Raw genomic sequence first — 25089 nt, 5'->3', positions numbered from 1 at the left:
TACGTTTAGAATTTGGACAGCTTCAGCCGCAAACTGTTGCTCACTACCGATACGGAACTGAGCGCCATGGCGGCCCCGGCTATCATTGGGTCTAATAAGAACCCGTTGAACGGATAAAGAATACCCGCGGCAAGCGGGATCCCTACCAGGTTGTAAATAAATGCCCAGAACAGGTTCTGGCGGATGGTGCGCACGGTGCTGCCGGACAGGCGCAATACCTGTGGTATACTGTTCAGATCCGACGTAATGAGCGTGATCTTTGCCACATCCATGGCGATATCCGATCCTTTGCCCATGGCAATGCTAACGTCTGCCTGCGCCAGTGCGTGGCTGTCATTAATGCCATCGCCTACCATGGCCACCACTTTGCCCTGCTGCTGCAGCTCTTTTACAAAGGCTGCTTTATCTGCCGGCATTACGCCAGCTTTATAATGACGGATCCCGGTTTCACGGGCCACTGCGGCGGCTGTCTGCGCATGGTCGCCTGTCAGCATGTAGACATCGATGCCGCGTTGCTGCAGGGTAGCAATGGCCTGTTGTGAAGTGGCTTTGATCTTATCGGCGATGGCAATGATGCCAATCGCTTTGCCATCTGCAGCAAAAGTGATGACCGTCTTTGCAGCTTCCTGCCATGCGGCAGCTTTGGCTGCCATGGTGGTATCGAGCTGGATCCCATTCTCTTCCAGCAGGCGGCTGTTACCAGCCAGGAATTGTCTGCCTTTGTACGCGGCCTTTATGCCACGCCCAGTGAGGTTGTCGATCCTGTCTAAGGTCACCGCTCCTACGCCTTCTTCCTGTAAGACCTGAATTACAGCAGTTGCCAGCGGATGATCCGACTGCAATTCCATCGCCAGCAGTACCGGCTTCAGCTCATCCGAAGTAAAATATACATCGGTGACGGCCGGTTTGCCTTCAGTGATGGTACCGGTCTTATCCAGGATCACGGCATTCACCCGGTGCGCCAGCTCCAGGCTTTCGGCATCCCGGATCAGCATATGATGTTCTGCGCCTTTACCAACGCCTACCATAATGGCGGTGGGTGTTGCCAGTCCCAATGCACAGGGACATGCGATCACCAGCACTGTTACCGCAGCCAGCAGGGCGTGGGTAAACGCATGCTCACCTCCTGCTATCATCCAAACCGCAAAGGTAAGCATTGCAATGCCAATCACCACGGGTACAAAGATGCCGGCGATCTTATCAGCCAGTTTTTGTACCGGTGCTTTGCTGCCCTGCGCTTCCTGTACCATTTTGATGATCTGTGCCAGTACGGTGTCTCCGCCTACTTTCTCCGCCCTGAACTGGAAGCTGCCCTGCTGGTTAATGGCGCCGGCAAATACTTTTGCACCGGCTGTTTTCTGTACCGGTACCGGCTCTCCGCTGATCATGCTCTCATCCACATAAGACGATCCTGCTGTTACTTCGCCATCTACCGGGATCTTTGTCCCGGGCCTTACCAGGATCACATCATTCACTTTTACCTGTCCGATAGGAACTTCCTGCTGATGGCCACCGTGATGCACTACTGTTACGGTTTGCGGCTGCAGGCCCATCAGCTTTTTAATGGCGGAAGAAGTATTGGATTTGGCCCTTTCCTCCAGCAGCTTGCCCAATGAAATAAAGGCAATGATCACTGCGGCGGCCTCGAAATATACGTGTGCATGCAGTTCGCGTTGGTGCCAGTAGGCGGGATATATGGTGTTAAATGCGCTGAACAACCAGGCAATACCTGTGCTCAAGGCTACCAGGGTATCCATGTTTGCCTTGCGGAACCTGGCCTGTTTTGCGGCATTGACAAAGAAAGAGCGGCCAAAATAAAAGACCACCGGGGTGGCCAACACCATCATGATCCAGTTGGCATAAGGGATGTTCATAAAGAACATGCCGATGATCACCACTGGTAATGAGAGCAGGGAGGACCAGATCGTTCTTTTCTTCAGCGCATCATAAGCTTTACGTTGTGCGGTCTCTTTTACTTCCTGCTGGTTTTCGGTATCTATTACCAGGTCGTACCCGATAGCGCGTACGGCGCTTTGTAATGTTTGTGGTGTGGCTATACCCGGATCATAAGTGACCCAGGCGCTCTGGTTAGCGAAGTTCACACCTGCATCCAGCACACCTTCGGTAGATTTCAGCATGGACTCCACGCTTACGGCACAGGCCGCGCAGGTCATTTCCAGCACCGGGAAGGTGGCTTTTTGTGTCTTATCCTTTATAATGATTGTTGCTGTAGTCATGTCTCGTCTATTTCTGCAAATTTACCCGTAGTGCCAGGGTTGGTCCTTACACAATAAAGGGAAAGATGTACATAATTTTATTTGGATGCTTGCTGTCCTAATTGCATCTTCTCTTTGCGCAGTTTGATAAAATAGGAAGGATTGAGGCCGGTCTGCGCCTTGAACTGGCGCGACAAGTGCGCTTCACTGCTGAAGCCGAGGCGGAAGGCGATATCCGCCAGGGTGGCACGGGTATATACCAGCAGCTCTTTTACTTTCTCTACGCGGTAAGCGATCAGGTATTTTTCCAGTGTAGTGCTTTCTGCAGCAGAGAAAGCGCTGCTTAATATTTCATAAGATTTATGCAGTTGTTCTGCGATGTATTTTGAAAAGCGGAAGCCCTCTGGAAAATCGAATTCGCCGGAGTATACAGTGGCGACTAATGCTTTGATCTGCGCTACGAGGAGCTGTTGTTTATCTTCCAGCAGGTTGAATCCCAGGGCCTCCAGCTTCCGGGCGATTAATTGACGGTCTGGGGCCTGGTTGGAAGAAATGGTAACGATTCCCAGGTCAATATGTAATACTTCCAGTCCTGATTCTTCCAGCGTTTCCTTTACAGAGGAGATACAACGCTGGCAGACCATACCCTTGATATGTATCGTGTATTGCGGCATAACGGGCAAAGTTCGGCTGTTTGGGGAGAATAAGTGTTACATAATAAGGGGGAAGATTTACATAATCGTAATATTACGAGTGATATAGGGGGGTGGTGTTTCACCGGGGTTGCACCGGGGTTTCAGTGGGAGAAAATGGCGTTTTATAGGGGAATGAGGGGAGTAAGAGGTAGTAAAGCAGGCTGTTTTGCGTTGGTTGCTTATAAGTTGCAGACATTTCCGCCATTTCCGCCAAAACCGCCATGCTGTTTTTTTTGTTTGGGGTGAGGGTGTAATATTGCAGTATGGGCTGAGGAGTGATGGCGGGCTGGCTTTCTTACTAGCACGTTTACTATATATTCAAGATTCTGGAGGATATTAAATCGTCGACGTCGACCTCTAATGCCTGGGCGAGCTTCACGATGGTTAAAATTGTGACGTTTATTTCGCCTTTTTCCATTTTGCTAATGGTACTATTGTCTACACCGCACAAAGCATATAGCTCACGCAGACTATAACCCTTAGCCATTCTAACTTTTTTTAGGTTTGCTCCAAATTGCTGTAATATCTCGGTATCTGTCTTGTTCATCGTGGGTAAGATGAACGAATTTTATAAAAAATGTGCGGGTTTTTAACCCCTCAATTAATATTTTGTTTACCTTAGCATTATCATCATATAAATTCTCTATATGTTTTATTCATTAACAGTATAAATTTTGTGTAGCCCAGCCATTAAATGCTTCCATCATGCTATTTAATGCGAAAGAAGCTGTGTTTATAATTTATTATCCCATTGTTGTTAAAAATTATTCCATATGTCCAAACCCGTTTTTACTCCTGTATTTGAAGCATTAAATGAAAGGATACAGGAACTTCATGAAAATTTTAAAGATTTTGCAATAAGCGAATGTAGGTGGAATGAGGCCTGGTATAATCTTTATCGGCAGTATCCGGAGATGTGTAGTATAGAGGATCAAATGGTTCTGCTTAAGATAGCGAATGATCTTGCGTATGATTTGGTGGCATTGATAGTTCGATGTAAGCGGTCACTTGGAGAGCAACAGCGCAGTAGTTTTGAGATGTCGTAATTCCTATTGAGAATATTGAGCGATCTTTTTTTAGGACGGGGCACTACTCCAAACTCGGTTGCCTGTATCCGGACAAGCCAAAGCCCTGCAGAGAGGAAAAAGGATTAGAAAGGATCCTTTTTCCCCTTCTCAGGACTTTGGCTTGTCCTTACTACCATAATAGGATTAACCTAATTAGGAAAGAAATTGAATCGGATTAATCTTTTATCTTGCAAACACTTCTATTATTAACCGCTCAGAACTGTCGAGTTTTTTAGGGCGGGTCACATACCTGTCAGCTTACACGGAAGATCTGTCAGCTTGCATCACTTGTGAGTTATCTTACATCGAATATCTTTAATCTGTCACAGTACATCTGTCAGGTTGCATAACTCATGAGTTAACTTACATCGAACATCTCCGATCTGTCACGGTACATCTGTCAGGTTACAGCGCACGTTTGTCATCTTACATTGAAGATCTTCGATCTGCATCAATTTTTTTTATTTTAATTACATTTCGCTGATTGAAGACATTTTCTATATATTTAACTCCTGTTTACATTTATGTGCTTGTTCGCAAGTACTCCAAGCCCCTATCTTTTGTTAATCACTACCTTAACATTCCGATTAATCTTGTTGAACGTTTAAAAATCATACCTATGGATTTCAAAAACCAAAATGCAGCAAAAAAGTATAATCAAATTGGAAGCTCGCATAAAATATTACTGCTATATAAATCAACAATCCAGCTTCTTGAGCGGGACTACTGTATAAGTTTCACTACGGAATAATCCTTATTGTGATTACTTCTACATGAAGATAACAACTCGGCTAAAACTATGCCTCTCCCGGAAATACCATCTATTGTAATGCGAACCTATTGACAATTAACAATCACTGGTAGGATCAGTAGGGTAAATAGCATCAACTTATTCATATAGCTGCATTTTCAGTACTTATTGAACGTGTCGTAACTTTTATTCTTTGCTTTCTCTAACACTTGCTTTTTAGAGTATGCGTTGTATCTGACGAAAAGATATATAAGACCAGCTTGTAGAATAATATTGACGAAATAATTTAGCAGCCAGGTAGATCTTAAAAATAGTGGCAGAATAGATGCCAGTGCGTAAGTGGCCAGGCCTATCAGCATAAAACTAACTGTAGTGAGTAAAGCAAAAGCAACGTTTTGCATGAAGCTTCCGTTTTCCCCAGCAATAAGCATCAACGGTATAGCAATGATTGCGAATGCTATAAACACTCCTGAAGAAGTCAATATAAATACTAAATTATTTCTTTTGGGGGGGATACTGTTTGGCGTGGATGGCGCAGTAGGTTTTTGGCTTGTTTCAGAGCTATTTGCCGCCGTCTTACTGAAGGATGATACGATGCGATCAAACAAAGATTGATGGGACATAACTTCATCGCGCAGGGCGATGGCATATTTTTTGCCCTGGTTGTCCGTCATAGTATCCTTTATAATGGCATTCAGCCTTTCTATTTCGGTAATTTTTCTGCCATTCGTATAGTGATAACTTAACCCTACGTAGTCATTTAAAAATATCACGATAGACCCGGTTACAATAATAAATGCCGTTTTCGCCGGCAATGTCCTACTAGTAGGGATAAAGTATTCAAACAACTTTGTTAAAAACTCCATAGAGATAGTTTTGGCAATTTCGGTGTTTCGGCACTACCACGCATATAGGGTGCGTTGCTGTAGACCTAATGTACTGAAAAATTTGAAAGTAAATCACAACTGAAATGTACTAATCGTAGATTTTTTTTGTTGCTGTAGACCTAATGTACTGAGAAACTTGAAAGTAAACCGCAATACCTTCTTCGCTTTCCGTAATTCCATGTGTGTTGCTGTAAACTAGTGTACTGAAAAATTTGAAAGTAAATCACACAATATCTGCTCTTATTTGAAATGCATAAAAATACAACAACCAATTTAATCATACTTGAAGTGTTCAGCAAGATGAACATTGTAAATCAGCGCTTCAATTTGGTGAGCGTGTTCTAAGGAAAGCGCGCTTGTTATTGCGCACAGCAAGCTTGAGTATTGTTGACACCATTGGGCGGAGGTTAGATGTCAGGCCAACTATGGCAGAAAAAAGACATAATACCTTTAGCCGCGGCTGGGCTTCTTAACATATCGAAAAATTCAAATCCGGTAACACAATCTGGTGCATAACTTCAATGCCATTAACTTCAGATTAACTATCTGTCTTTTTTATTATCATAAATTTACCCACAGGTTAACAATATTTTTATCAAAAAAATATAGGCGTCCGCATAGTGTGGACGCCTATATCTTCATGATACTTTTATCATTCTTAATGCGTCACCGCCTTCCCCAATTCCTCCAAGCTCCTCTCCTTCGTCTCCGGCAATACCTTCACCGCAAATATCAAATGCAATATCATCGCCACACAAAAGAAACTAAACGCTAAGGTCCCGCCATAAGACAATTCCGCCACCATTGGGAACAACCACGTCATCACGGCAGCCCAGAACCAATGTGTGAAACTACCCAGGGCCTGCCCTTTGGCACGCACTGAGTTCGGAAAGATCTCCGACAGGAATACCCATATCACCGCGCCCTGCGAAAAAGCAAAGCTGGCAATAAATCCTACCAGGTACACCAATACCATATACCCGCCGAAGTTCTGCGTATAAAATGCCCATGCCGTTAATCCAAGAAAGACCACCATACCTACAGATCCTGCTATCAGCAAGGTCTTTCTGCCAAATTTATCGATCACAAACATCGCGATGATGGTGAACACCATATTGGTGACCCCTATCAGTACTGCCTGGAACAAGGCGGTATTCTCTTGCCAGTCCTGTCATAGAGAAGATACGAGGCGCATAGTACATAATCGCGTTGATCCCTGAGAACTGGTTGAAAGTAGCTAACAGCACCGCACACATAATCGGGAAAGAAAACTTGCGGGAAAACAGTTTCTCCGAATGCCCGCTGCGTTCTTCTTTTAAAGACTCTGCTATATCTGCCACAATAGCATCCGCATCCGTGTTACCCAGTGCTGCCAGTACCTGGCGGGCCTCCCCTGTATTTCCACGTTTCATCAGCCAACGTGGGCTTTCGGGGATCATAAACAACAGGAAAAAGAATATGATGGAAGGAACCGCCTGCACGCCCAACATCCAGCGCCAGGCATCTGCCGCAACAATGCTGTTAATATAATAGTTGCAAAAATACGCCAGCAGGATCCCGAGCACGATATTAAACTGGAACAGGGCTACCAGCCTTCCCCTGAGCCTTGGCGGCGCTATCTCTGAAATATACATCGGGCCTGCTACGGATGATGCCCCGATACCCAAACCACCTATAAAGCGATAGATCAGGAAGGCCGGCCAGGAATGGGCCAGTCCGCAACCGATAGCAGATACAATATAGAACACTGCTACCAGCAGCAGCACTTTTTTACGACCGTATTTGTCCAGTGGGATACCGCAGGCGATAGAACCTACTATCGTCCCGATCAGCGCGATCGCATTGGTAAATCCATGCCAGAAACCTTCCAGTTGGAAAACTTCCTTGATCGATTGTTCTGCGCCGGAGATCACTGCTGTATCTGCACCGAATAAGAGACCGCCCAATGCAGCTACCAGGCAGCCTGTAAAAAGTTGTTTGTTCATTAGTGGATTAATTGTTTAAGGATGTTCACAGAGTGGATAGTGGAATTCATCGTTTTAAGATACACATTATTTCATCAAATTTTATAATTTGACCACTCAAACTGCCTGTATGAAACTGATCGTGCTTTGCTTGCTGCTATTAGTATCTCCGTTCAAACCGACCAGGGAAGAAAAAGTAATGATCAGCCGGATCAGCTATATCATGCATTTAAAAACTACCCTGGGTCAGCAATACTGGCCCGGATTTAATACTGTAGCCGGCGACGTGCCGCTGGTCTACTTTACAGATTCCGCCTCTTATGTGACCAACCCCACTCCGCGTTTCACGGCCATGATCCGCCCGGCACAGATCTATCAGTCTCCGGATCTCAAGGTTTACAAAACACCGGAACGCATTAACAAAACGCCGTTCCTGATGAGCACCGGTATGGACCTGCTGGATACCACCGTGTTCAACTTCCGGGCGCCTTTTATGTTCTGCAGCAGCCCGGAAACCACTAAGAAAGTGATTACCGACCTGGGCTCAACCGAAGAATGGGCTACCATGGTACTGCATGAATACTTTCACGGGTTCCAGTTCAGGCATGAGCCTATGCTGGACTACTACCTGAGAAATGTCTTCCCTGTTACTGCGGATAGCCTTCACCGTGTTTACAAGGCTAACAGCTGGTTCAAGCGAATGACCGATGAGGAAAATGGCCTGCTGTTACTGGCAGCCAGCAGTACAGACAGCACTACTATGGCCACTTACCTTCAGCTCTTCCGGAATAAAAGAAAGGAAAAACGGGCGCTATGCCGGGAAAAACTCCGCTACGATATCAGCAAATATGAAGGATTCTATGAGAAACTGGAAGGCAGCGCCCGCTATGTGGAATACCAGCTGATGAACAGCTTCCGTACCCTGCCACCTGACAAAGCCCTGCAAAAGAGCGATACCTTTTACACTTCCAATAAACAATTCAGTAATTTCCGGCTGGAGAAGAATACATGGCTATACGAAACTGCCCAATCGGCCAATTATACATACGCCACCGGTTTTAACATGGCCCTGCTGCTCGACAAGCTGAAACGCTCCTATAAAGAACAGCTTTTCACCGATGCCGGCCTTTTCCTGGACGACCTGCTGATACAGCAGCCGTGAAGTTCCCACTTTTCATATTTGCTTACTTACTAATCAGTCAGTATCTTTGTACCTTCGAATGTCAAAGAACATGTCTGACACAAGGGAAAAGATCATAGCGCTGGCCGACCAGCTCATTCGCACAAAAGGTTTTAATGCATTCAGTTATGCAGATATTTCCGCTCCGCTGGACATTAAGAACGCCGCTGTTCATTACCATTTCCCTAATAAGGCCGACCTGGGTATCGCTGTCATCGAAGAGGAAATAGCAAAGCTTAACGACTGCATTCAGCAATGGGAAAAGCTTCCTCCTGACACCCGGCTGAAAAAACTGATGGGTACCTTCCAGCAGCGTAGCAAACAGGGCAGCATCTGCCTGGTAGGTTCTTTAACACCGGATTACGATACTTTTTCGCCGGCCATGCAACAAAAAGTACAGGAAATGTGTAAAAGAATCCTTGACTGGATGGCAGACTGCCTGGAGAACGGAAGGGCCACCAAAAAGTTCAGCTTTGAAGGCGATGCATACGACAGAGCGCTGCTGGTGATGTCTAACCTGATGTCTTCCCTGCTGTATTCCCGTGTACTGGGCGGCAATATTTTTGGGAGGATGAGTAAACAACTTTCTAAAGACCTGAGTTAAAAAAAGCATCTAGCTATTAGCCGCTGGCTTTTAGCTAAATGCCGACAGCTAATAGCTAACAGCTTTAAACAAACATACATCTCATGAAAAGAGCAGTTATCACCGGACTAGGCGCTTTAACACCGATTGGCAACACTACCGCCGCCTTTTGGGACAAGCTGATAAATGGAACAAGCGGCGCAGCGCGCATCACTAAATTCGATCCCAGCCGCTTCAGAACGCAGTTTGCCGGTGAGCTGAAAGGTTTTGATCCACACCAGCTGCTGGACAAAGCCGATATCCGCAAAACAGACCCTTTCACACAATACGCCCTTGCCGCCACCGACGAGGCCATGAAGGACGCCGGCCTGGATATGTCTAAAATAGATCCGTTTGACGCAGGCGTTATCTGGGGCTCCGGACAAGGCGGTATGCAGACTTTCGAAGAACAGGTGGAGGAATATACCCAGGGAGACTTTAATCCCCGTTTCAGCCCTTATTTCGTGCCTAAACTGATCGCCAATATGGCCTCGGGCATGATCTCCATGAAATATGGCATGATGGGCATCAATTATACCACCGTTTCCGCCTGCTCCACCTCCAATACCGCCATCATGGACGCGTTGAACTATATACGCCTGGGAAAGGCAAAGGTGATTGTTACAGGCGGGTCTGAAGCACCCATTACAGAAGCTTCTGTGGGCGGCTTCTGCGCCATGAAGGCCATGTCTACCCGTAACGATGATCCCGCTGCTGCCTCCCGCCCCTTCGACGTGGAAAGGGATGGCTTTGTAATGGGAGAAGGCGCCGGCGCCCTTATACTGGAGGAATATGAACATGCGAAAGCGCGTGGCGCGCACATCTATGCAGAAGTAGCCGGCGCCGCCATGACAGCAGACGCTTATCATATGACCGCTACCCATCCTGAAGGCCTCGGCGCTTACCGTGCCATGCAGCTGGCATTGGAAGATGCAGGATTGAATGCGTCACAGGTGGATTATCTCAACGCCCATGCTACTTCCACTCCTGTAGGAGACCTTAGCGAAATAAAAGCGATCACAAAACTATTTGGCGACCAGCCAGGGCATCTGCATATCAGCGCCACCAAATCCATGACGGGCCACTTACTGGGCGCAGCAGGTGCAATAGAAGCCATTGCGTGTATACTGAGCATCAAAAATGGCATTGTCCCGGCAACCATTAATACCACACAGCTGGACCCGCTTATTCCCGGCGGCCTGCAGATCATACTGCAACAGGCAATAGAGAAGAAAGTGAAAGTAGCGATGAGCAATACTTTCGGTTTCGGCGGACATAACGGCATTGTGGTCTTCAGGGATATTAATTGATTTTTGCTATATTCGTGGGGTTCCTGTAATTCCACGTTTATTTTGCCAGCCGATAAAACATATCTGTACGCATTATGGCAGAAGGTCTGTACCAGCAACGACCAGCAGGCATTTCAAGCCCTGTTCGAACTGCTGTACCTCCGCCTTGTTAATTTCAGTATCGCCTATGTACATAGCCGTGAACCGGCAGAAGAGATCGTGGGAGATGTTTTCCTGAAGCTTTGGATGAACCGCGCCGCCACCGGCGAGATCACCCATGTGGAAACCTACCTCTTTACAGCCGTGCGTCACCAGTCGCTCAACTACCTGCGCAAGTTTTCTACTTATCATGTGATCAGTACTGACCAGACCCAGGAGATCCATATGGTAGATACCGCCAGTCCGGCAGACGCCACGGAATGGAAAGAGCTGCAATTCAAACTGCAGCAGGCGGTTGATGCGCTACCCCCCGAACGTAAACGGATCTTCAAACTGGTGAAAGAAGAAGGCTTTAGCTGCAAACAGGTGGCGGAGATCCTGCAATTGTCTCCCAGGACGGTAGAGACGCAGCTTTTCAAGGCGGTGAAGCAGCTGCGGATCACATTGCAGGGGATATCGCATTGAGACGTAGCATTTTCGTGGAGAATTTTTTCTCTCCCAATACGTAGTTCCTCTCTTTTTTGTGTCTAACCCTATAACAAGCCAATTTTTTCAATGAACGCGGACCAATTCTCCTGGTTATTATCCAAAGAGCTGCAGGGCTCCCTCACTGCGGAAGAACGCGCCGTGATGGAGGCCGCTATAGCCGCCGACCCGGAACTGGCCGCACACAGGCGCCTGCTGCTGGCCTTCTGGCAACAGCAAGAGGACGAGCAGGATCAGAACCGTATTACCCAGCAGGCTTTTTCCCGCCTGGTAGATAATATCAAACAGGCAGACCCTGCGCAGTGGGCAGATCCTGAAACACCGGTGGTACCGCTTCCTGAGTACCAACAGGGCCGGTCCTTCCGATGGCTCAAAATAGCGGCCCTCTTCCTCCTCCTGGCCGGCAGCGTTTACCTGCTTAGCTTATATTTTCGTCAGCAGCCAGGCCTGCCCCCTGCCCCTATGGCCAGTAAGCACAATAATAAAGGCAACCGTTCCCGTATTATGCTGGCCGATGGCAGCGTAATATGGCTGAACGCCGATAGCGAACTGAAATACCCGGAAAACTTTGATAACAGCAAGGAAAGAAAAGTGTTCCTGAGCGGGGAAGCTTTTTTTGAAGTGGCCCCCGATGCAGATAAGCCCTTTTTGATCAGCACCAGCAAGATGACTATTCGTGTACTGGGCACCTCCTTTAATGTGAAATCCTACCCGGATGATCTGAAGCATGAAACTACCCTGGTAACGGGCGCCATAGAAGTGATACTGAAAGACAGACCGGATGCCAAGATCCGCCTGAAACCCAATGAAAAGCTGGTGATCCCGAATACGCCGCCGGATACCATAGCAGGCAACCCGCAACCGGCGCTGATGATCAGCAAGCCTACTTATTTCCCGGACCGTGACAGTGCCATGATAGAAACCGCCTGGACAGAAGACCGGCTGATCTTCAGGAGCGAACGCTTTGAAGACCTGGCCCTCCAGATGGAACGCTGGTATAATGTGGAGATCGAGTTCAAAGACAAAGACCTGGCCAACCTGCGCTTCACCGGTATCTTCAGGAACGAGAAGCTGGAAACAGCGCTCAAAGCCCTTCAATTAACAGAACCTTTTAAATACAAAATCGATAATGGTCATGTGGTAATTTACTGATTAGTTGACAGTTGACAGTTGTCAGTTGTCAGTTACAATTCGAATAAATATCCGCGATAATCACTGACAACTGACAACTGATAACTGACAACTAAATAAAAAACGGGAAATGTGCGACCATTCCCCGTCGATTAGTTTTACAGGAAGCGCCTGAAGGTAAGAGCTCAGCGTTTCCCATTATTCACTAACATTCCTAAAGTTATGAAAAAAAAGCAACTGGTGCATGCTTACCGGGACAGGCGTGCGCTGCTAAGAGCCATCTTTGTTATGAAATTTACTTTCCTCATTATTCTGACGGCCTGTCTTCAACTATCCGCTAAAGTGCACTCGCAAAAAGTATCCCTGCATGTCAGCGATGCCAGTATAAAAAAAGTGCTGGCCATGATAGAGTCTCAAACGCCCTATCACTTTCTCTTCAGCGACCGGCGCCTGAAAGACAGGAACAATGTCAGCGTACAGGTGCAACAGGCAGACGTATTCGCCGTGCTGGACCAGGTGCTGAAACCTGCCAGCCTGGAATACAAACTGCTGGAAGACAACCTGGTAGTGATCACGCCCCGCGGGGAAATTACTGCCGACGTGAAAGTAAATGGCCGCATTACCGGACCGGATCAGCAGCCGCTGGTGGGTGTTACCGTTAAGGTAAAAGGCACCTCCATCGGTAAGCTAACCGATGTTGACGGAAAATTTGAACTGAACGTACCGGATGATGCCGTACTGGAGTGCAGCTACATCGGCTATGAAACACAGGAAATACCCGTGAACGGCCGCAGTTCTATTAACGTTGTTATGCAGCCCAGTGATAAATCACTGAACGAGATCGTGGTGATCGGCTACCAGGCCGTTAAAAAGAAAGACCTTACCGGCGCTGTATCAGTAGTAAGAACAGATGAAGCCCAGCGCGTGACCGCCACCACCATCGGTGAATCCATCCAGGGCCTGGCTACGGGCGTGAATGTACGAAGCGGCGGCCGCCCCGGACAGGAGTCCAAGATAGAGATCCGCGGTGTAGGTACCCTGAATAACAACGATCCGCTCTTCGTAATAGATGGTTTGATCTCCTACGGTAACCGGGATTTTAACCCTGCTGATGTGGAAAGCATCCAGGTGCTGAAAGATGCTTCCGCCGCTGCCATCTACGGCGCCAATGCCGCCAACGGCGTAGTGATCATCACTACCAAAAGAGGCAAGGAAGGCCCTATGCGCGTTAACTTCAACGCGAAATACGGCATCCAGAAAATACCAAAGAAATGGGACCTGACCGATAACCGGGAGTTTGCAGAGCTGAACAAAACAGCCTATATCAACGGCGGCAGACAGCCCATGGCCAGCGTGTCTACGGAGTTCAATCCTGATATCAATACCGACTGGCAGGATGCGGTAATGCGTACAGGTTCTTACCAGGACTATGGACTGGACTTCTCCGGCGGCAGCAAGAATGCCACCTACTTCATCTCCGGCAACTATTTTAAAAATACCGGCACCATCATCGGCACCTCCTTTGATCGTGTGAGCCTGCGCGTGAATACGGAGGGCACCCGCGGCATGTTCCGCATTGGCGAGAACCTTTCACTCACCAATGGACATGAAGACAGGATGGAAGGAAATCCCTTCTACGACATGGTAAGGATGCTGCCCGTAATCCCGCTGTACGACGCCAACAATCCCGGCGGTTACGGCTATGGCAGCGACAAGGCTTATACCTTCGGCACTAACCCTGTTGCCATTAATAACCTGATACAAAGCGATCAGTATAATTTCAGGATCAGGGGAAATGCTTACGCTGAATTACGTCCGGTAGATTGGTTATTCTATAAATTCAACCTGGGCATAGAGACGAGCTTCGATCACTTTAAGTCGTTGCGGAAAGTAGGTTCCTGGACCTATAACCAGCCCGTGGATCCTTCTAACTTATATGAGAACCGGGCGCAATTCCTCTCCATGCTATACGAGCATACGCTGAACTTCAACAAGCAATTCGGTCAGCATAATATAAACGGTGTAGTTGGTATCAGCTATCGTGATGTGAACTATGAACTGACCGGCGCAGGTAAACAGAACATTGCGCAATACCCTGCGGGCCGCTATTTCGACCAGCTCAACGCTGGTACCACCCTTCAGACAATAGATGGTTACAGCAATGAATTTGTGACACTCTCCTACCTGGGACGGCTGAACTATGACTATGCACAGCGCTATTTATTGTCACTCACCTTCCGCAGGGACGGCGATTCCCGTTTTGGTAAAGACAACCGCTGGGGTAATTTCCCTTCTATATCAGGGGCCTGGCGTATCAGCAAGGAAGCATTCTTCAAAGTGCCCTGGATCACTGATCTGAAATTAAGGGCTTCTTATGGCGTGCTGGGTAATACTTCTACCATTCCGAACTATGCACGCATTCCTTCTTTGAACCTCTTCCCCTACGCGGTGTTTGGCGAGTCGCAGAGCATCCAGGCCGGCGCTATTCAGACTTCGCTCGTCAACCAGGATATTAAATGGGAGGAGAAACGCACCTTCAACATAGGCTTTGACGCCTCCATCCTGAATAACTCACTGGATATAACAGGAGAGTATTACCGGGCTACCACAAAAGACATCCTGGTGCAGCTGCCAATAGCCGGCACTACGGGCAACGATGGCGGTAATCCCTTTGCCAATGCCGCCTCCCTGCGCAATTCCGGCGTAGAAGTAAGCATAACTTATCGCAACAACAAGGGCGCATTTAAATACAATGTGAGCGGCAATTTCACCACCATAAAAAACAAGGTGATCGAACTGGGTAACCTGGGCGCCGGCAGAACCTATATTGCTACCGGGCTTACCCGCAGTGAAATAGGCCGTTCGATCGGTGAATGGTATGTATTGAAGTCTAACGGCATTTTCCAGAACCAAAAGGAGATCGACGACTATAAGGTACAACCCTTTGCCAAACCTGGCGATATCCGCTATGTAAATGTAAACGGAGATGAGATCATTGATAATGATGACCGCACCTATGTAGGCAGCCCATGGCCTAAACTGCAGGCCGGCCTTGCATTCAACGCATCCTATAAAGACTTTACCTTTTCGCTGATGCTGTACGGCAATTTCGGCAATAAACTGTTCAACGGCGTGCGCAGCGTAATGGACCGCTTTGACGATAACTCCAACTACCGCAGGGGCATCAAGCCCTGGACAGCGGAAGATCCTAATACAGACTTCCCCCGTATTGCCTACAGCAATGAGCTGGGCATCCAGTTCAATACGCGTGGCGATATTGACCGCTGGATAGAGGACGGTTCTTATGTAAGGCTGCGTAACGTAGAACTGGGATACACCCTGCCTAATACTTTGCTGCGCAGGGTAGGCTTCTCTCATGCACGGATATACGTAAGCGGACAGAACCTGCTTACCTTCACTGGCTATACCGGTCTTGATCCTGATGTAGTAGGCAATCCTGATCCTGCCGCCTCTGTGCTGGAAAGAGGACATGATGCCGGTAACTACCCGGCCAGCAGGATCATCTCATTTGGTATCCAATGCGGATTCTGAACCATTCAAATCAACAGTCATGAACAGATCACTTTTTCATATAAGTCTTTTAATCTGCCTGCTGCTTTCAGCCTGTACCGACAAGCTGGAGGTAGAAAACCCGAACACACCGGCGGTAGACCAGTTCTGGAAAACCGGGCAGGACGCCAAAGCCGGTGTTAATGCCGTTTACGGCAGCTTTTACCGCATCGGCGGTTATGCCCGCTGGATCCATTTTAACTTCGACCTGCGCTCAGATGAAGGCTACAGCGGAAGCCCCTGGCTGGAACTACAGAACTGGCAGAAGTTCCTTGTAGTTAACTACAACTTCGATTGCGGCATCCATGTATGGCTGCATCACTACCAGGGCATCTACCGCGCCAACCAGGTTATCACAAATGTACCTGGTATAGCGATGGATGAAACACAGAAGAAGCAATACGTGGGCGAAGCAAAATTTCTCCGTGCATTGTATTACTTCAACCTAACGAGTCTCTGGGGCAATGTTCCCTTACAGCTTACACCCTCTGAGCCTACTGACTTACCGGAATATTCCACACAGGAGCAGGATTGGGCACAGATAGAAAAGGACCTGACAGAGGCCATTCCTGATCTGCCTGTGCAATACAGTGGCAGTGAAGTTGGCCGCGCCACCAAAGGCGCTGCTTACGCATTGCTGGGTAAGCTGTACATGCAGCAGCATAAATACGATAAGGCGAAAGCCGCATTCGACTGGCTGGTGACGGGCGAAGGCAAAGGTAATTATGGCCTGATGGAAAATTACCAGGATAATTTTACTCATTTGCATGAGAATAATAAAGAGTCTGTATTTGAAGTGCAGTTCTCTGATGCGAACATCGGCGGCCCTGATACAGATGCCCCCAACTCCGCCTCCGGCAACCAGCGCTCACAGTTCTTTGGCCCGCGCGGTGTAGGCTGGAGCGATGGCCAATGCCGCCGCTGGATAGTGGATACTTTAAGGCAGGAAAAGACAATAGATGGTAAACGTGACCCGCGCCTGGCCATCACCTGCCTCTGGGACTCGCTGGATGAAAGAGGACCGGCCTTCACAATGGTGTATGGTAAAACATTTAAAGACCGGTATGGCATTGATAACCGGGAAGTGTGGTTCCATAAGTACCTGGATGATTACTGGAGAGATTTCAGCAACTACTACTCTCCTATCAATTTCCGTGTGATCCGTTATGCCGATGTGCTGCTGATGTATGCAGAATGCCTGAATGAGCTCGGTCAAACTGCTGCGGCCTATCCTTATGTAGACCAGGTAAGAGAACGCGCGCATCTCGCTAAACTATCCGTAGTAAAACCCGGCCTGGGCAAGGAGCAATTCCTGCAGCAGCTCAAACATGAGCGCATCTGCGAGCTGGCCGGAGAAGGCACCCGCTGGAACGATCTCATTCGCTGGGGCGACCTGGGCGATGCTGCAAAAGTGAGCGCCGTAGCCAAAAGAGACCCTGACTTTGAGAATTTCCAGGCCGGTAAACATAACCTGCTGCCCATACCGCAGTCTGAGCTGGATATCAACGTGCACCTGCATCAGAACCCGAACTGGTAAACAAAGGTTGAGGTTTGAAGTTTGAGGTCTGAAGGTCCGGAAAGTATGCTGTAATAGCCTACACATCCAGCACCGCTAAGCTCCAACCAGCTTCAAACCTCAAACTTCAAACATCAAACTTTCAATCATGAAGCTTTCCACCCTACTGTTACTGTTCAGCATTCATGGCTGTTCTTCACCCGATATGCCTGCCGCAGGCCATCCACCAAGGGATACCAGCATTAGCAACCCGGTGCTGGACCAGGATTTTCCTGATCCCACCGTTATCCGCGCGAATGGCAAATACTATGCTTACGCCACGCAAACCCTGTATAATGGTAAAACGATCAATATCCAGGTGGCATCTTCCTCCGATCTGCAGCACTGGATCATACTAGGGGATGCGCTGCCGCAAAAGCCTTCCTGGGCGGCCACCACACAGGATTTCTGGGCGCCCCATGTGCTCTACGACAGCAGCATGAAAAAGTATGTGATGTTCTATTCTGCCGAGTCAGACGAACAGCAGACCAACAAATGCCTGGCCGTGGCCTTTGCTGATAAGCCGGAAGGCCCTTTCATTGATAAAGGCACGCCGCTGCGTAGCGGCACAGGTTTCGGCAATATCGATCCCATGGCCATCACCGACCCGGAGACAGGAAAAAAACTGCTGTACTGGGGTTCTGACGGCCAGCCTATCCGCGTACAGGAGATGGCAGACGACTGGAAAAGCTTTAAGCCCGGATCCCAGCCGCAGCCGGTATTATGGGCGAAACAGGAAGACAAGTACAGTCATTTGATAGAAGGCGCCTGGGTAAGTGTCCATGATGGCAAATATTACCTCTACTATTCCGGTGATAACTGCTGCGGCGATAACCCCAGCTACGCAGTATTGATAGCCAGGGCAGATCATGCCACCGGTCCGTTTGTAAGGCTGGGAGAAACCAACGGCACCAACAGCAGCGCTATACTGGAAAAAGACGACCGCTGGCTGGCCCCGGGCCATAACTCGATCTTTAAAGACGACGAGGGTAATGAATGGATCGCGTATCATGCCATGCACCCGCAGGCAAAAGGCCCGCGCGTAATGTGCATCAGCCGCATCACCTACAAAGACGGCTGGCCGCAGGTATCCAGGTAAAAATTTGGTACGCATATTGCGCTCCCTTCAGTAAGATAATCCACAACATACCGGTTACCTGAAGGACAGGTAAATGATACCGGTAATGATGCATTGCAGCATCAATAAAGACAAAGCTCCACCATTGAGGCGGAGCTTTGTTGTATAGGGCTAAATACTTATGGCTCAGTGGCCCCGTTCAGGATCCAGGAGAGGTTGAACTTGTGAAACTCGATAGAGCGGTTGCTGGTACTGTTGGCATTCACATTCTCATTGATCTCTATCAGCGCGCCGGTCATGTTATCCGCTGTTTTTACGAGGCTGGAGTAGCCGCCCTTTCCATTATCGCAGGTGGCGTCGTCAGACAGCCAGTCATGTATTCTCCTGCTGATGGGCCAGGTAGCGCCTTCATCATAACTGATACGAATCCTCATTTTACATCTTCTTTCTGTGCTGGCGGGGTTCAGGAAATAGATGCGGCTGGGCTCGTCTGTATAGCGCAGTATGGAGCCCTCACATTTGGGATCCAGCAGGGTATTATCAGGCGCCCAGGCAGAGAAGCCGTTCTCAATAGAGCCCCTGGAGATCCAGCGCCTTTTGGCGGTGTTAAACTGGTTGGTACCCGGACGATCGTTGCGTATGAGGGTACCGTTTGGCTGCTCTACAATAGTGGCCTCGCCGGAACCATCTGGAAGCATTTGGTAATGCCAGGTGGCGCCGTGATCGTCGCTATAAATATTCCTCCTGGAGGCGGGGATAATCAGCCTGCCGGGATGCGGACCGTGTTTGGTCTGGATGCCGATGCCAGGCCCCATTGCATCCCAGGCGAAGCCGGGCGGCAGGAGTGTACTGGTCATATCCACAGGGGCAGACCAGGTGTCGCCGTTATTATCGCTGTAGGAAACATACACTTTTCTTTCACCCCAGGAGTCGATCGGTTCATATCCGTCGGTACCTCCCTGGTTGTGCGTGGCATCGTTCCATGACATGAACAGCCATACCCTGCCGGTGGTAGCGTCGGTAACGGCGGTGGGATTTCCCCAGGTGCCTTGTCCTGCTCCTACCACTTCTTCCAGCGCGCCCCAGGTAGCTCCGTTGTCAAATGATCTTTTGTACACGAGATTGATGTTCCCGTAATCTTTGTTACTCGCCATCCGGCCTTCTGCAAAGGCGATGAGCGTACCATTGGTGGTCCGGATAATAGAAGGGATACGGAAGGAATGATAGCCGCCTGTTCCGCCGTCAAAAAGCACCTGGTAATCGTGTACCTGGGCCAGGATGGACACTTCGCCGCTGGCCTTCACCATAGGTGTTTTGTTGGCTGAGGGGTTGATAGGCGCCACCAGGCTGTTCTTACAGGCTGCACTGAACAAAAGTAGCAGGCAGCAAAGGGTGTTGATCTGCATGGGTATGGATTTTAGGTCAAGAAAATACAATGGCTTATTTCCGGTATGGAAACAGCGGGGCTGGACAGATCCGGCGGAGGATCTTTCATAACCGTGAAATACTGGAATGTTATAAGGGGAGAATAAGTACTACGTACAGCTAATATAGGTTTGTTGTTAGTACAGTATATAGGTCAATGGCTGTATTCAAGTGATACTTATTCTCTGCAAGCGCACGGGTGTCTTTTCAAATGTAGGTAAAATAATTCTATTTGTCATACATATTAACATAAATAATTTAGTTGTCGGTTTTCTCTGTTACTTCTATTTCCAATCTAAGAAAACGGACATTCAGATTAATAATATTATCGTATGGCAGCGAAAATTTTCCCTCAGCGATAGGTACTGCAGATGATTGCTTTGTTTCCACTTCTTCATTTCCATCCTTATTTAACTTTAGCTTTCTTTTGACTACACAATTAAGGTAGATCCTGTCCAATTTTTCGCCCTCACATACAAAATCCCGTAGCCATCCTGTGTAAATAATTGTTCCTTCTTTAGTTTCCACAGCCGCATCTACAAATACCAGGTCAAGAAATCGCCTACCATTCTCATAGCAGTTAAAAAAATACCACCAGCGATTATTTAGCCTTAACAGTTCGCTTTGTACATGGTTATGGTCAAATCGTATCACAAAATGCCTTATTAGCCTGCCCAGCATAGTAAAAATAATCAGCAGCGTAAAATTGTATAGTGCAAAATTTTTCAGGCAGTGCCTAATGTCCTTGTTTGCTATTTTATTTTCCAGGTCCTTCAATTCTCCCCCGAAGACTTTCATCAATATATCAAACCGGACTTCCGTTTTTAATAAAAGAACCGCCAGCGCATGAACAAATAATGAAATAATCGCAGACGCAAGTATTCCATCCAGCAATGTAAATTTAGGCTTGGCTTTAGGATAACGGCCGTAGGAGAAACTCAGGTAGAAAACAATGGGAGGCATCAGTAGTATAAAAATAACTACTGCGCTTAATGCAATATTCATTTGTGGTTGGTTTATTACTAATGGATGATAGTTAAACTAACAATGGAACTTACTGGTGCATAAAGATGGTTAACTTACATTGTAGGAGGTTCCTTGGTAGCGTCTTTAATTGTATAGCGGATGCCATTCACTGTAACTTTTATTCCTTCTTTTGAAGAAAATTTATCTCCATGCTCGATCATTGCGCGCATGATCGCTTGTTCAGTGCCATCATTTTTTGCCACGATGGCCAACCACTTTTTTGATGTTCTAACATTCGACATAACACCAATTTATTATCACTCACTAAATTACGTATTCCCCAATATGCCTCCAAAAATTTCTCTCCTTCTCACACTGCAAATCTCACTCTCATGAATACCTGCGGTAATGACTCTCCTTTGGGGGAGCTTTTTAACCCCTGCTAACCCAAAGGTTAGCGCTTACCTTCAGGATACCTGCGACAATATACCAGCTGATATGGATAATTTTGCCTCATCAAATACAAGATCATGAAGGCAATTAAAATTACTTACCGGGTAACCAAATACCGGACCGCGTAGCGGGCTTCTCCGTTCCGGCAGCACTACTACCCGAACTTTTTATTAAACCATCCTTTGAACGGATCAAAATATCCGTAAGGGGACCTCTTTGTTTCAGCTAAATCAAAAAATATGAAAAAGATACTGCACGTAATTTCAAGTCCCAGGGGCAATGCTTCCTACAGCATCCGGCTGGGCAACGCGATCATAGAAAAACTGCAGGCCACCTGGCCGGGCAGCACTGTGAAAGAATATAACCTGGTCAACAAACATTTCCCTCACCTGGAAGAAGCGCATATCACGTCTTTCTTTACTCCGCCGGAAGCCAGAAGCGCTGAAAATTTAGCAGCGCTGCAGCACTCTGACGAGGCGATCAAAGAATTGTTTGACGCGGATATTATTGTGATCGGCGCGCCGATGTATAACTATAGCATTCATTCTTCGCTGAAAGCCTGGCTGGATCATATAGGAAGAGCGGGCGTCACTTTCAGTTATGGCGAGGGCGGACCTAAAGGTTTGGTAACAGGAAAGAAGGTATACATCGCCACCTCATCAGGAGCTGTTTATTCTGAAGGGCCCATGCAGGAAAGGGATTTTGTAGTTCCGTACTTAAAGACCTTTCTCGCCTTTATCGGCATTACAGATGTGACAGTGGTACGCGCAGAAGGAACATCCCTCCCGGGGATAAAGGAAACTGCGCTGGAAAATGCAGTGAATAGTATCGCAGTGTAAAGCAACAACCGTAAGCATACAAGGGCAGGACTGCAGTAATTGTATACTGCAGTCTTGTCTTTCTTCTTCCCAATGTTCATTACTGAACACCCTTTTGTCCCATACCGGACAATCCTCCACGCCCCTCCCCCATAAGCCGTTGAATAACAAAGCACTAAAATCCGGCATCCTATTAGTGCACCCCGTCTCCATAATCTCCTCCATCTATGCTTAGGAACTACTTCAGAACAGCCTGGCGGAACCTGCTCAATAACAAGCGTTACAGCCTGCTGAACATCACCGGCCTTACGGTTGGCCTCGCGGTAGGCCTGCTCATTCTCCTGTGGGTGAATGATGAACTGAGTTACGACCAGTTCCACCGCAAAGCCGGCCAGATCTATCGCATCAATACCAAGATTGGCACAGGCATCAGCAGCGGCGTATACCCGGTTGTACAGGCCCCGATTGCCACACTTGGCCTGAAGGAAGTGCCGGGCATACAGAACGCGGTGAGAATCACGGAAAATTCGGACTACACCGTGTTCAAATACCAGGACAAAACACTGGAAGCAGGACCAATGGTATTTACCGACCCCTCGTTCTTCAGCATGTTTGATTTCCATTTACTGAAAGGCGATGCGCACAATCCTTTTCCCGATGCACAATCGGTGATCATCACCCGTGCCACCGCGAAGAAGTATTTTGGAGAGGAAGACCCCATGGGCAAAACCCTGCTGGCAGATAATAAATATACCTTCACCGTGAGCGGCGTAGTAGAGAACTTTCCGCAAAACACCTTCCTGGAAGCGGATATGCTGTTCTCTACTGAACTGTATAAAAAACGTTATGACGGCACCGGCTTCCGTAAGTCGCTGGATGAGGACTGGGGCAATTACGGATGGAATGTATACCTGCAGGTGCAACCCGGTGTATCACTCAAATCAGTGGAAGACGGTCTTACAAAGATCAACATCCGGCATCAGCCTGATCTCAAACCCCTTGATGTAGGCGCTTACCAGCTCCAAGCCCTTACCGCTACACATTTATATGCGCCGGATGGCAGCTCTACCATTATGCAAACGGTGAAGATCTTTTCCATTGTAGCTGCACTCATTTTGCTGATTGCATGCATCAATTATGTGAACCTCTCCACCGCAAGGGCAGTGCTCCGCTCCAGGGAAGTAAGCATTCGTAAGATCATCGGCGCTGCCAGGCGGCAGCTGATGATCCAGTTCATTATAGAAACCATGCTCTATTTCACCATTGCCCTCTGCCTGGCATTTGGTTTAATGGCATTGTTAATGCCGCTGTACAACAACATTTCGGGGAAACATATCCACCTCAGCCTGGCCGCTTCCCACCTGTGGATGGTAATAGGCGCAACGGTGACACTTACACTGATCGCCTCCAGTTTCTATCCGGCACTGCTCCTCTCCTCCTTTAAACCCCTGATGGCGCTTAAAGGAAAACTGTCCTTCGGCGTTGGCAGCACTGCCCTCCGTAAAGTACTGGTGGTTTGCCAGTTTGCGTTCTCCGCCGCCCTGATCATCGGTACGCTGGTTATTAACCGGCAGCTGAATTTTATCCGGCAGAGAGAACTGGGCTATGACAAGTCTCACGTGTTTACGCTGAACATGCGAAATATGAACAGGCATTATGACGCCGTGAAAGCGGAGCTGCTAAAAGAACCAGCCATCACAGGGATCACTTCTTCCACTAACAATATTATCAATATACCGGGCGCTACGCTGGATATCAACTGGGATGGAAAAGATCCGGATATGAGCTACTTTATCCACGCGGCAGGTATCGACAAAGACTTCTTTCCCTTCTTCCGTTTAAAGATGGCTGCCGGACAAAACTTCACCGGCTCAGCAGCCGATTCGGCCCATTTCATCCTTAATGAAACGGCCGTAAAAGAAGCAGGTATAAAAGATCCCATCGGCAAACGCATCACCTTCAGCGGTACTACCGGCACCATTATAGGCGTGGCAAAAGATTTTCATTTCATGTCGTTACGGATGAAGATCCAGCCCTTTATTTTCTATCATCAGCCGGAGAGCCATCGCCTGCTGGTACGGACCAGCGGCCGTAATGCAGCGCAAGCCATTAAAGCGGTAGAAAAAGTATGGCAGCAATACAACGCGGGCTTCCCCATGCAATATACTTTCCTCGATGAAAGCTATGATAAGCTCTACCGCTCAGAACAACGTACCGGAAAGCTGTTTGACCTGTTCACTATCATCGCCATCTTTATTTCATGCCTGGGGCTTTTCGGATTATCTACTTACGCCGCACACGCCAAAGTAAAAGAGATCGGCATCCGGAAAGTGCTGGGGGCCAGTGTGGTGAATATCACCGCCATGCTTTCAAAAGACTTCCTGGCGCTGGTAATGCTGTCTGTACTGATTGCCGGGCCAGTGGCCTGGTGGGCCATGCATGCCTGGCTGAATGATTTTGCTTACAGGGATACCATTCAATGGTGGTCGATCTTTGCGGTAACTGGCATCAGCACCTTGGGGGTTACCATATTAACGGTAAGCTTCCAGTCTGTTAAAGCAGCACTGGCCAACCCGGTGAAGAGTTTGAAAGCGGAGTAGCCATTTAATCAACAGTATATATCTATGCAACGTGATAGGGGCAGGAACAATTCCTGCCCTTTTACATTCGATGACCTTTATAATCTTCTCCATCTTTGATATAAATTTCACCTCTCCCTCCCTTTGCCCTTTATTTTATCTATTTTGTTTCCAACCCTATTTAACCCGCATACTATG

At 47.9% G+C, this 25089-nt stretch carries 19 protein-coding genes; 10 read left to right on the top strand and 9 right to left on the bottom strand.

Annotated elements, in window-relative coordinates; translation table 11 throughout:
* Positions 1-5: 5 nt before the first annotated feature.
* From ACR9Y8_RS28635 to ACR9Y8_RS28610, 6 genes are all read right to left on the bottom strand, one after another.
* Entirely contained in the window at positions 6-2237 is a 2232-nt protein-coding gene (locus ACR9Y8_RS28635; RefSeq protein ID WP_481216729.1) for a heavy metal translocating P-type ATPase, read from the bottom strand.
* Between the two features lie 77 nt (positions 2238-2314).
* Positions 2315-2890, bottom strand: coding sequence for an AraC family transcriptional regulator (locus ACR9Y8_RS28630; protein WP_481216728.1), 576 nt, complete (start codon positions 2888-2890; stop codon positions 2315-2317).
* 331 nt (positions 2891-3221) lie between these two features.
* Positions 3222-3458 (bottom strand): helix-turn-helix domain-containing protein, encoded by a 237-nt coding sequence (locus ACR9Y8_RS28625; protein WP_481216727.1) that lies wholly within the window; start codon positions 3456-3458, stop codon positions 3222-3224.
* A 1429-nt stretch (positions 3459-4887) separates the two neighbouring features.
* Positions 4888-5595, bottom strand: coding sequence for a hypothetical protein (locus tag ACR9Y8_RS28620; protein WP_481216726.1), 708 nt, complete (start codon positions 5593-5595; stop codon positions 4888-4890).
* 679 nt (positions 5596-6274) lie between these two features.
* Entirely contained in the window at positions 6275-6763 is a 489-nt protein-coding gene (locus tag ACR9Y8_RS28615) for an MFS transporter (RefSeq protein ID WP_481216725.1), read from the bottom strand.
* Positions 6693-7601: an MFS transporter gene (locus ACR9Y8_RS28610; protein WP_481216724.1), complete on the bottom strand. Its 909-nt coding sequence runs from the start codon at positions 7599-7601 to the stop codon at positions 6693-6695. Before ACR9Y8_RS28610 ends, ACR9Y8_RS28615 begins: the two co-directional genes overlap by 71 nt.
* A 109-nt stretch (positions 7602-7710) precedes the next feature.
* Here ACR9Y8_RS28610 and ACR9Y8_RS28605 point away from each other — a divergent pair, with 109 nt between their 5' ends.
* From ACR9Y8_RS28605 to ACR9Y8_RS28570, 8 genes are all read left to right on the top strand, one after another.
* Positions 7711-8742 carry a hypothetical protein gene (locus tag ACR9Y8_RS28605; RefSeq protein ID WP_481216723.1) on the top strand — a complete coding sequence of 344 codons (1032 nt, stop codon included), beginning with the start codon at positions 7711-7713 and terminating at the stop codon, positions 8740-8742.
* A 70-nt stretch (positions 8743-8812) separates the two neighbouring features.
* The gene (locus ACR9Y8_RS28600) at positions 8813-9364 is read left to right on the top strand and encodes a TetR/AcrR family transcriptional regulator (RefSeq protein WP_481216722.1); all 552 of its coding nucleotides are present in this window, start codon (positions 8813-8815) and stop codon (positions 9362-9364) included.
* 83 nt (positions 9365-9447) lie between these two features.
* Positions 9448-10692, top strand: coding sequence for a beta-ketoacyl-ACP synthase II (gene fabF / locus ACR9Y8_RS28595; RefSeq protein WP_481216721.1), 1245 nt, complete (start codon positions 9448-9450; stop codon positions 10690-10692).
* Positions 10693-10734: 42 nt separating this feature from the next.
* The gene (locus ACR9Y8_RS28590) at positions 10735-11295 is read left to right on the top strand and encodes an RNA polymerase sigma-70 factor (RefSeq protein ID WP_481216720.1); all 561 of its coding nucleotides are present in this window, start codon (positions 10735-10737) and stop codon (positions 11293-11295) included.
* Between the two features lie 90 nt (positions 11296-11385).
* Positions 11386-12468: a FecR domain-containing protein gene (locus ACR9Y8_RS28585; RefSeq protein WP_481216719.1), complete on the top strand. Its 1083-nt coding sequence runs from the start codon at positions 11386-11388 to the stop codon at positions 12466-12468.
* A gap of 201 nt (positions 12469-12669) precedes the next feature.
* Positions 12670-15999, top strand: coding sequence for a TonB-dependent receptor (locus tag ACR9Y8_RS28580; protein ID WP_481216718.1), 3330 nt, complete (start codon positions 12670-12672; stop codon positions 15997-15999).
* A gap of 19 nt (positions 16000-16018) precedes the next feature.
* The gene (locus tag ACR9Y8_RS28575; RefSeq protein WP_481216717.1) at positions 16019-17554 is read left to right on the top strand and encodes a RagB/SusD family nutrient uptake outer membrane protein; all 1536 of its coding nucleotides are present in this window, start codon (positions 16019-16021) and stop codon (positions 17552-17554) included.
* A 127-nt stretch (positions 17555-17681) separates the two neighbouring features.
* Positions 17682-18671 carry a glycoside hydrolase family 43 protein gene (locus tag ACR9Y8_RS28570; protein ID WP_481216716.1) on the top strand — a complete coding sequence of 330 codons (990 nt, stop codon included), beginning with the start codon at positions 17682-17684 and terminating at the stop codon, positions 18669-18671.
* 158 nt (positions 18672-18829) lie between these two features.
* Here the strand turns inward: ACR9Y8_RS28570 and ACR9Y8_RS28565 are convergent, their stop codons facing one another.
* The 3 genes from ACR9Y8_RS28565 to ACR9Y8_RS28555 form a co-directional block, all read right to left on the bottom strand.
* The gene (locus ACR9Y8_RS28565) at positions 18830-20056 is read right to left on the bottom strand and encodes a sialidase family protein (RefSeq protein ID WP_481216715.1); all 1227 of its coding nucleotides are present in this window, start codon (positions 20054-20056) and stop codon (positions 18830-18832) included.
* 277 nt (positions 20057-20333) lie between these two features.
* Positions 20334-21080, bottom strand: coding sequence for a hypothetical protein (locus ACR9Y8_RS28560; RefSeq protein WP_481216714.1), 747 nt, complete (start codon positions 21078-21080; stop codon positions 20334-20336).
* Between the two features lie 74 nt (positions 21081-21154).
* Complete coding sequence (locus ACR9Y8_RS28555) at positions 21155-21343, bottom strand: hypothetical protein (protein WP_481216713.1); 189 nt, start codon at positions 21341-21343, stop codon at positions 21155-21157.
* 390 nt (positions 21344-21733) lie between these two features.
* Here ACR9Y8_RS28555 and ACR9Y8_RS28550 point away from each other — a divergent pair, with 390 nt between their 5' ends.
* Both ACR9Y8_RS28550 and ACR9Y8_RS28545 read left to right on the top strand, forming a co-directional pair.
* Entirely contained in the window at positions 21734-22333 is a 600-nt protein-coding gene (locus ACR9Y8_RS28550) for an FMN-dependent NADH-azoreductase (protein ID WP_481216712.1), read from the top strand.
* Positions 22334-22539: 206 nt separating this feature from the next.
* Positions 22540-24912 (top strand): ABC transporter permease, encoded by a 2373-nt coding sequence (locus ACR9Y8_RS28545; RefSeq protein ID WP_481216711.1) that lies wholly within the window; start codon positions 22540-22542, stop codon positions 24910-24912.
* Positions 24913-25089 lie beyond the last annotated feature (177 nt).

The sequence above is a fragment of the Chitinophaga sp. SVR4-12A genome, assembly GCF_056754765.1.
Note: the sequence above shows the minus strand (reverse complement) of the source record. Positions and strands in the feature narration are given on the sequence as shown.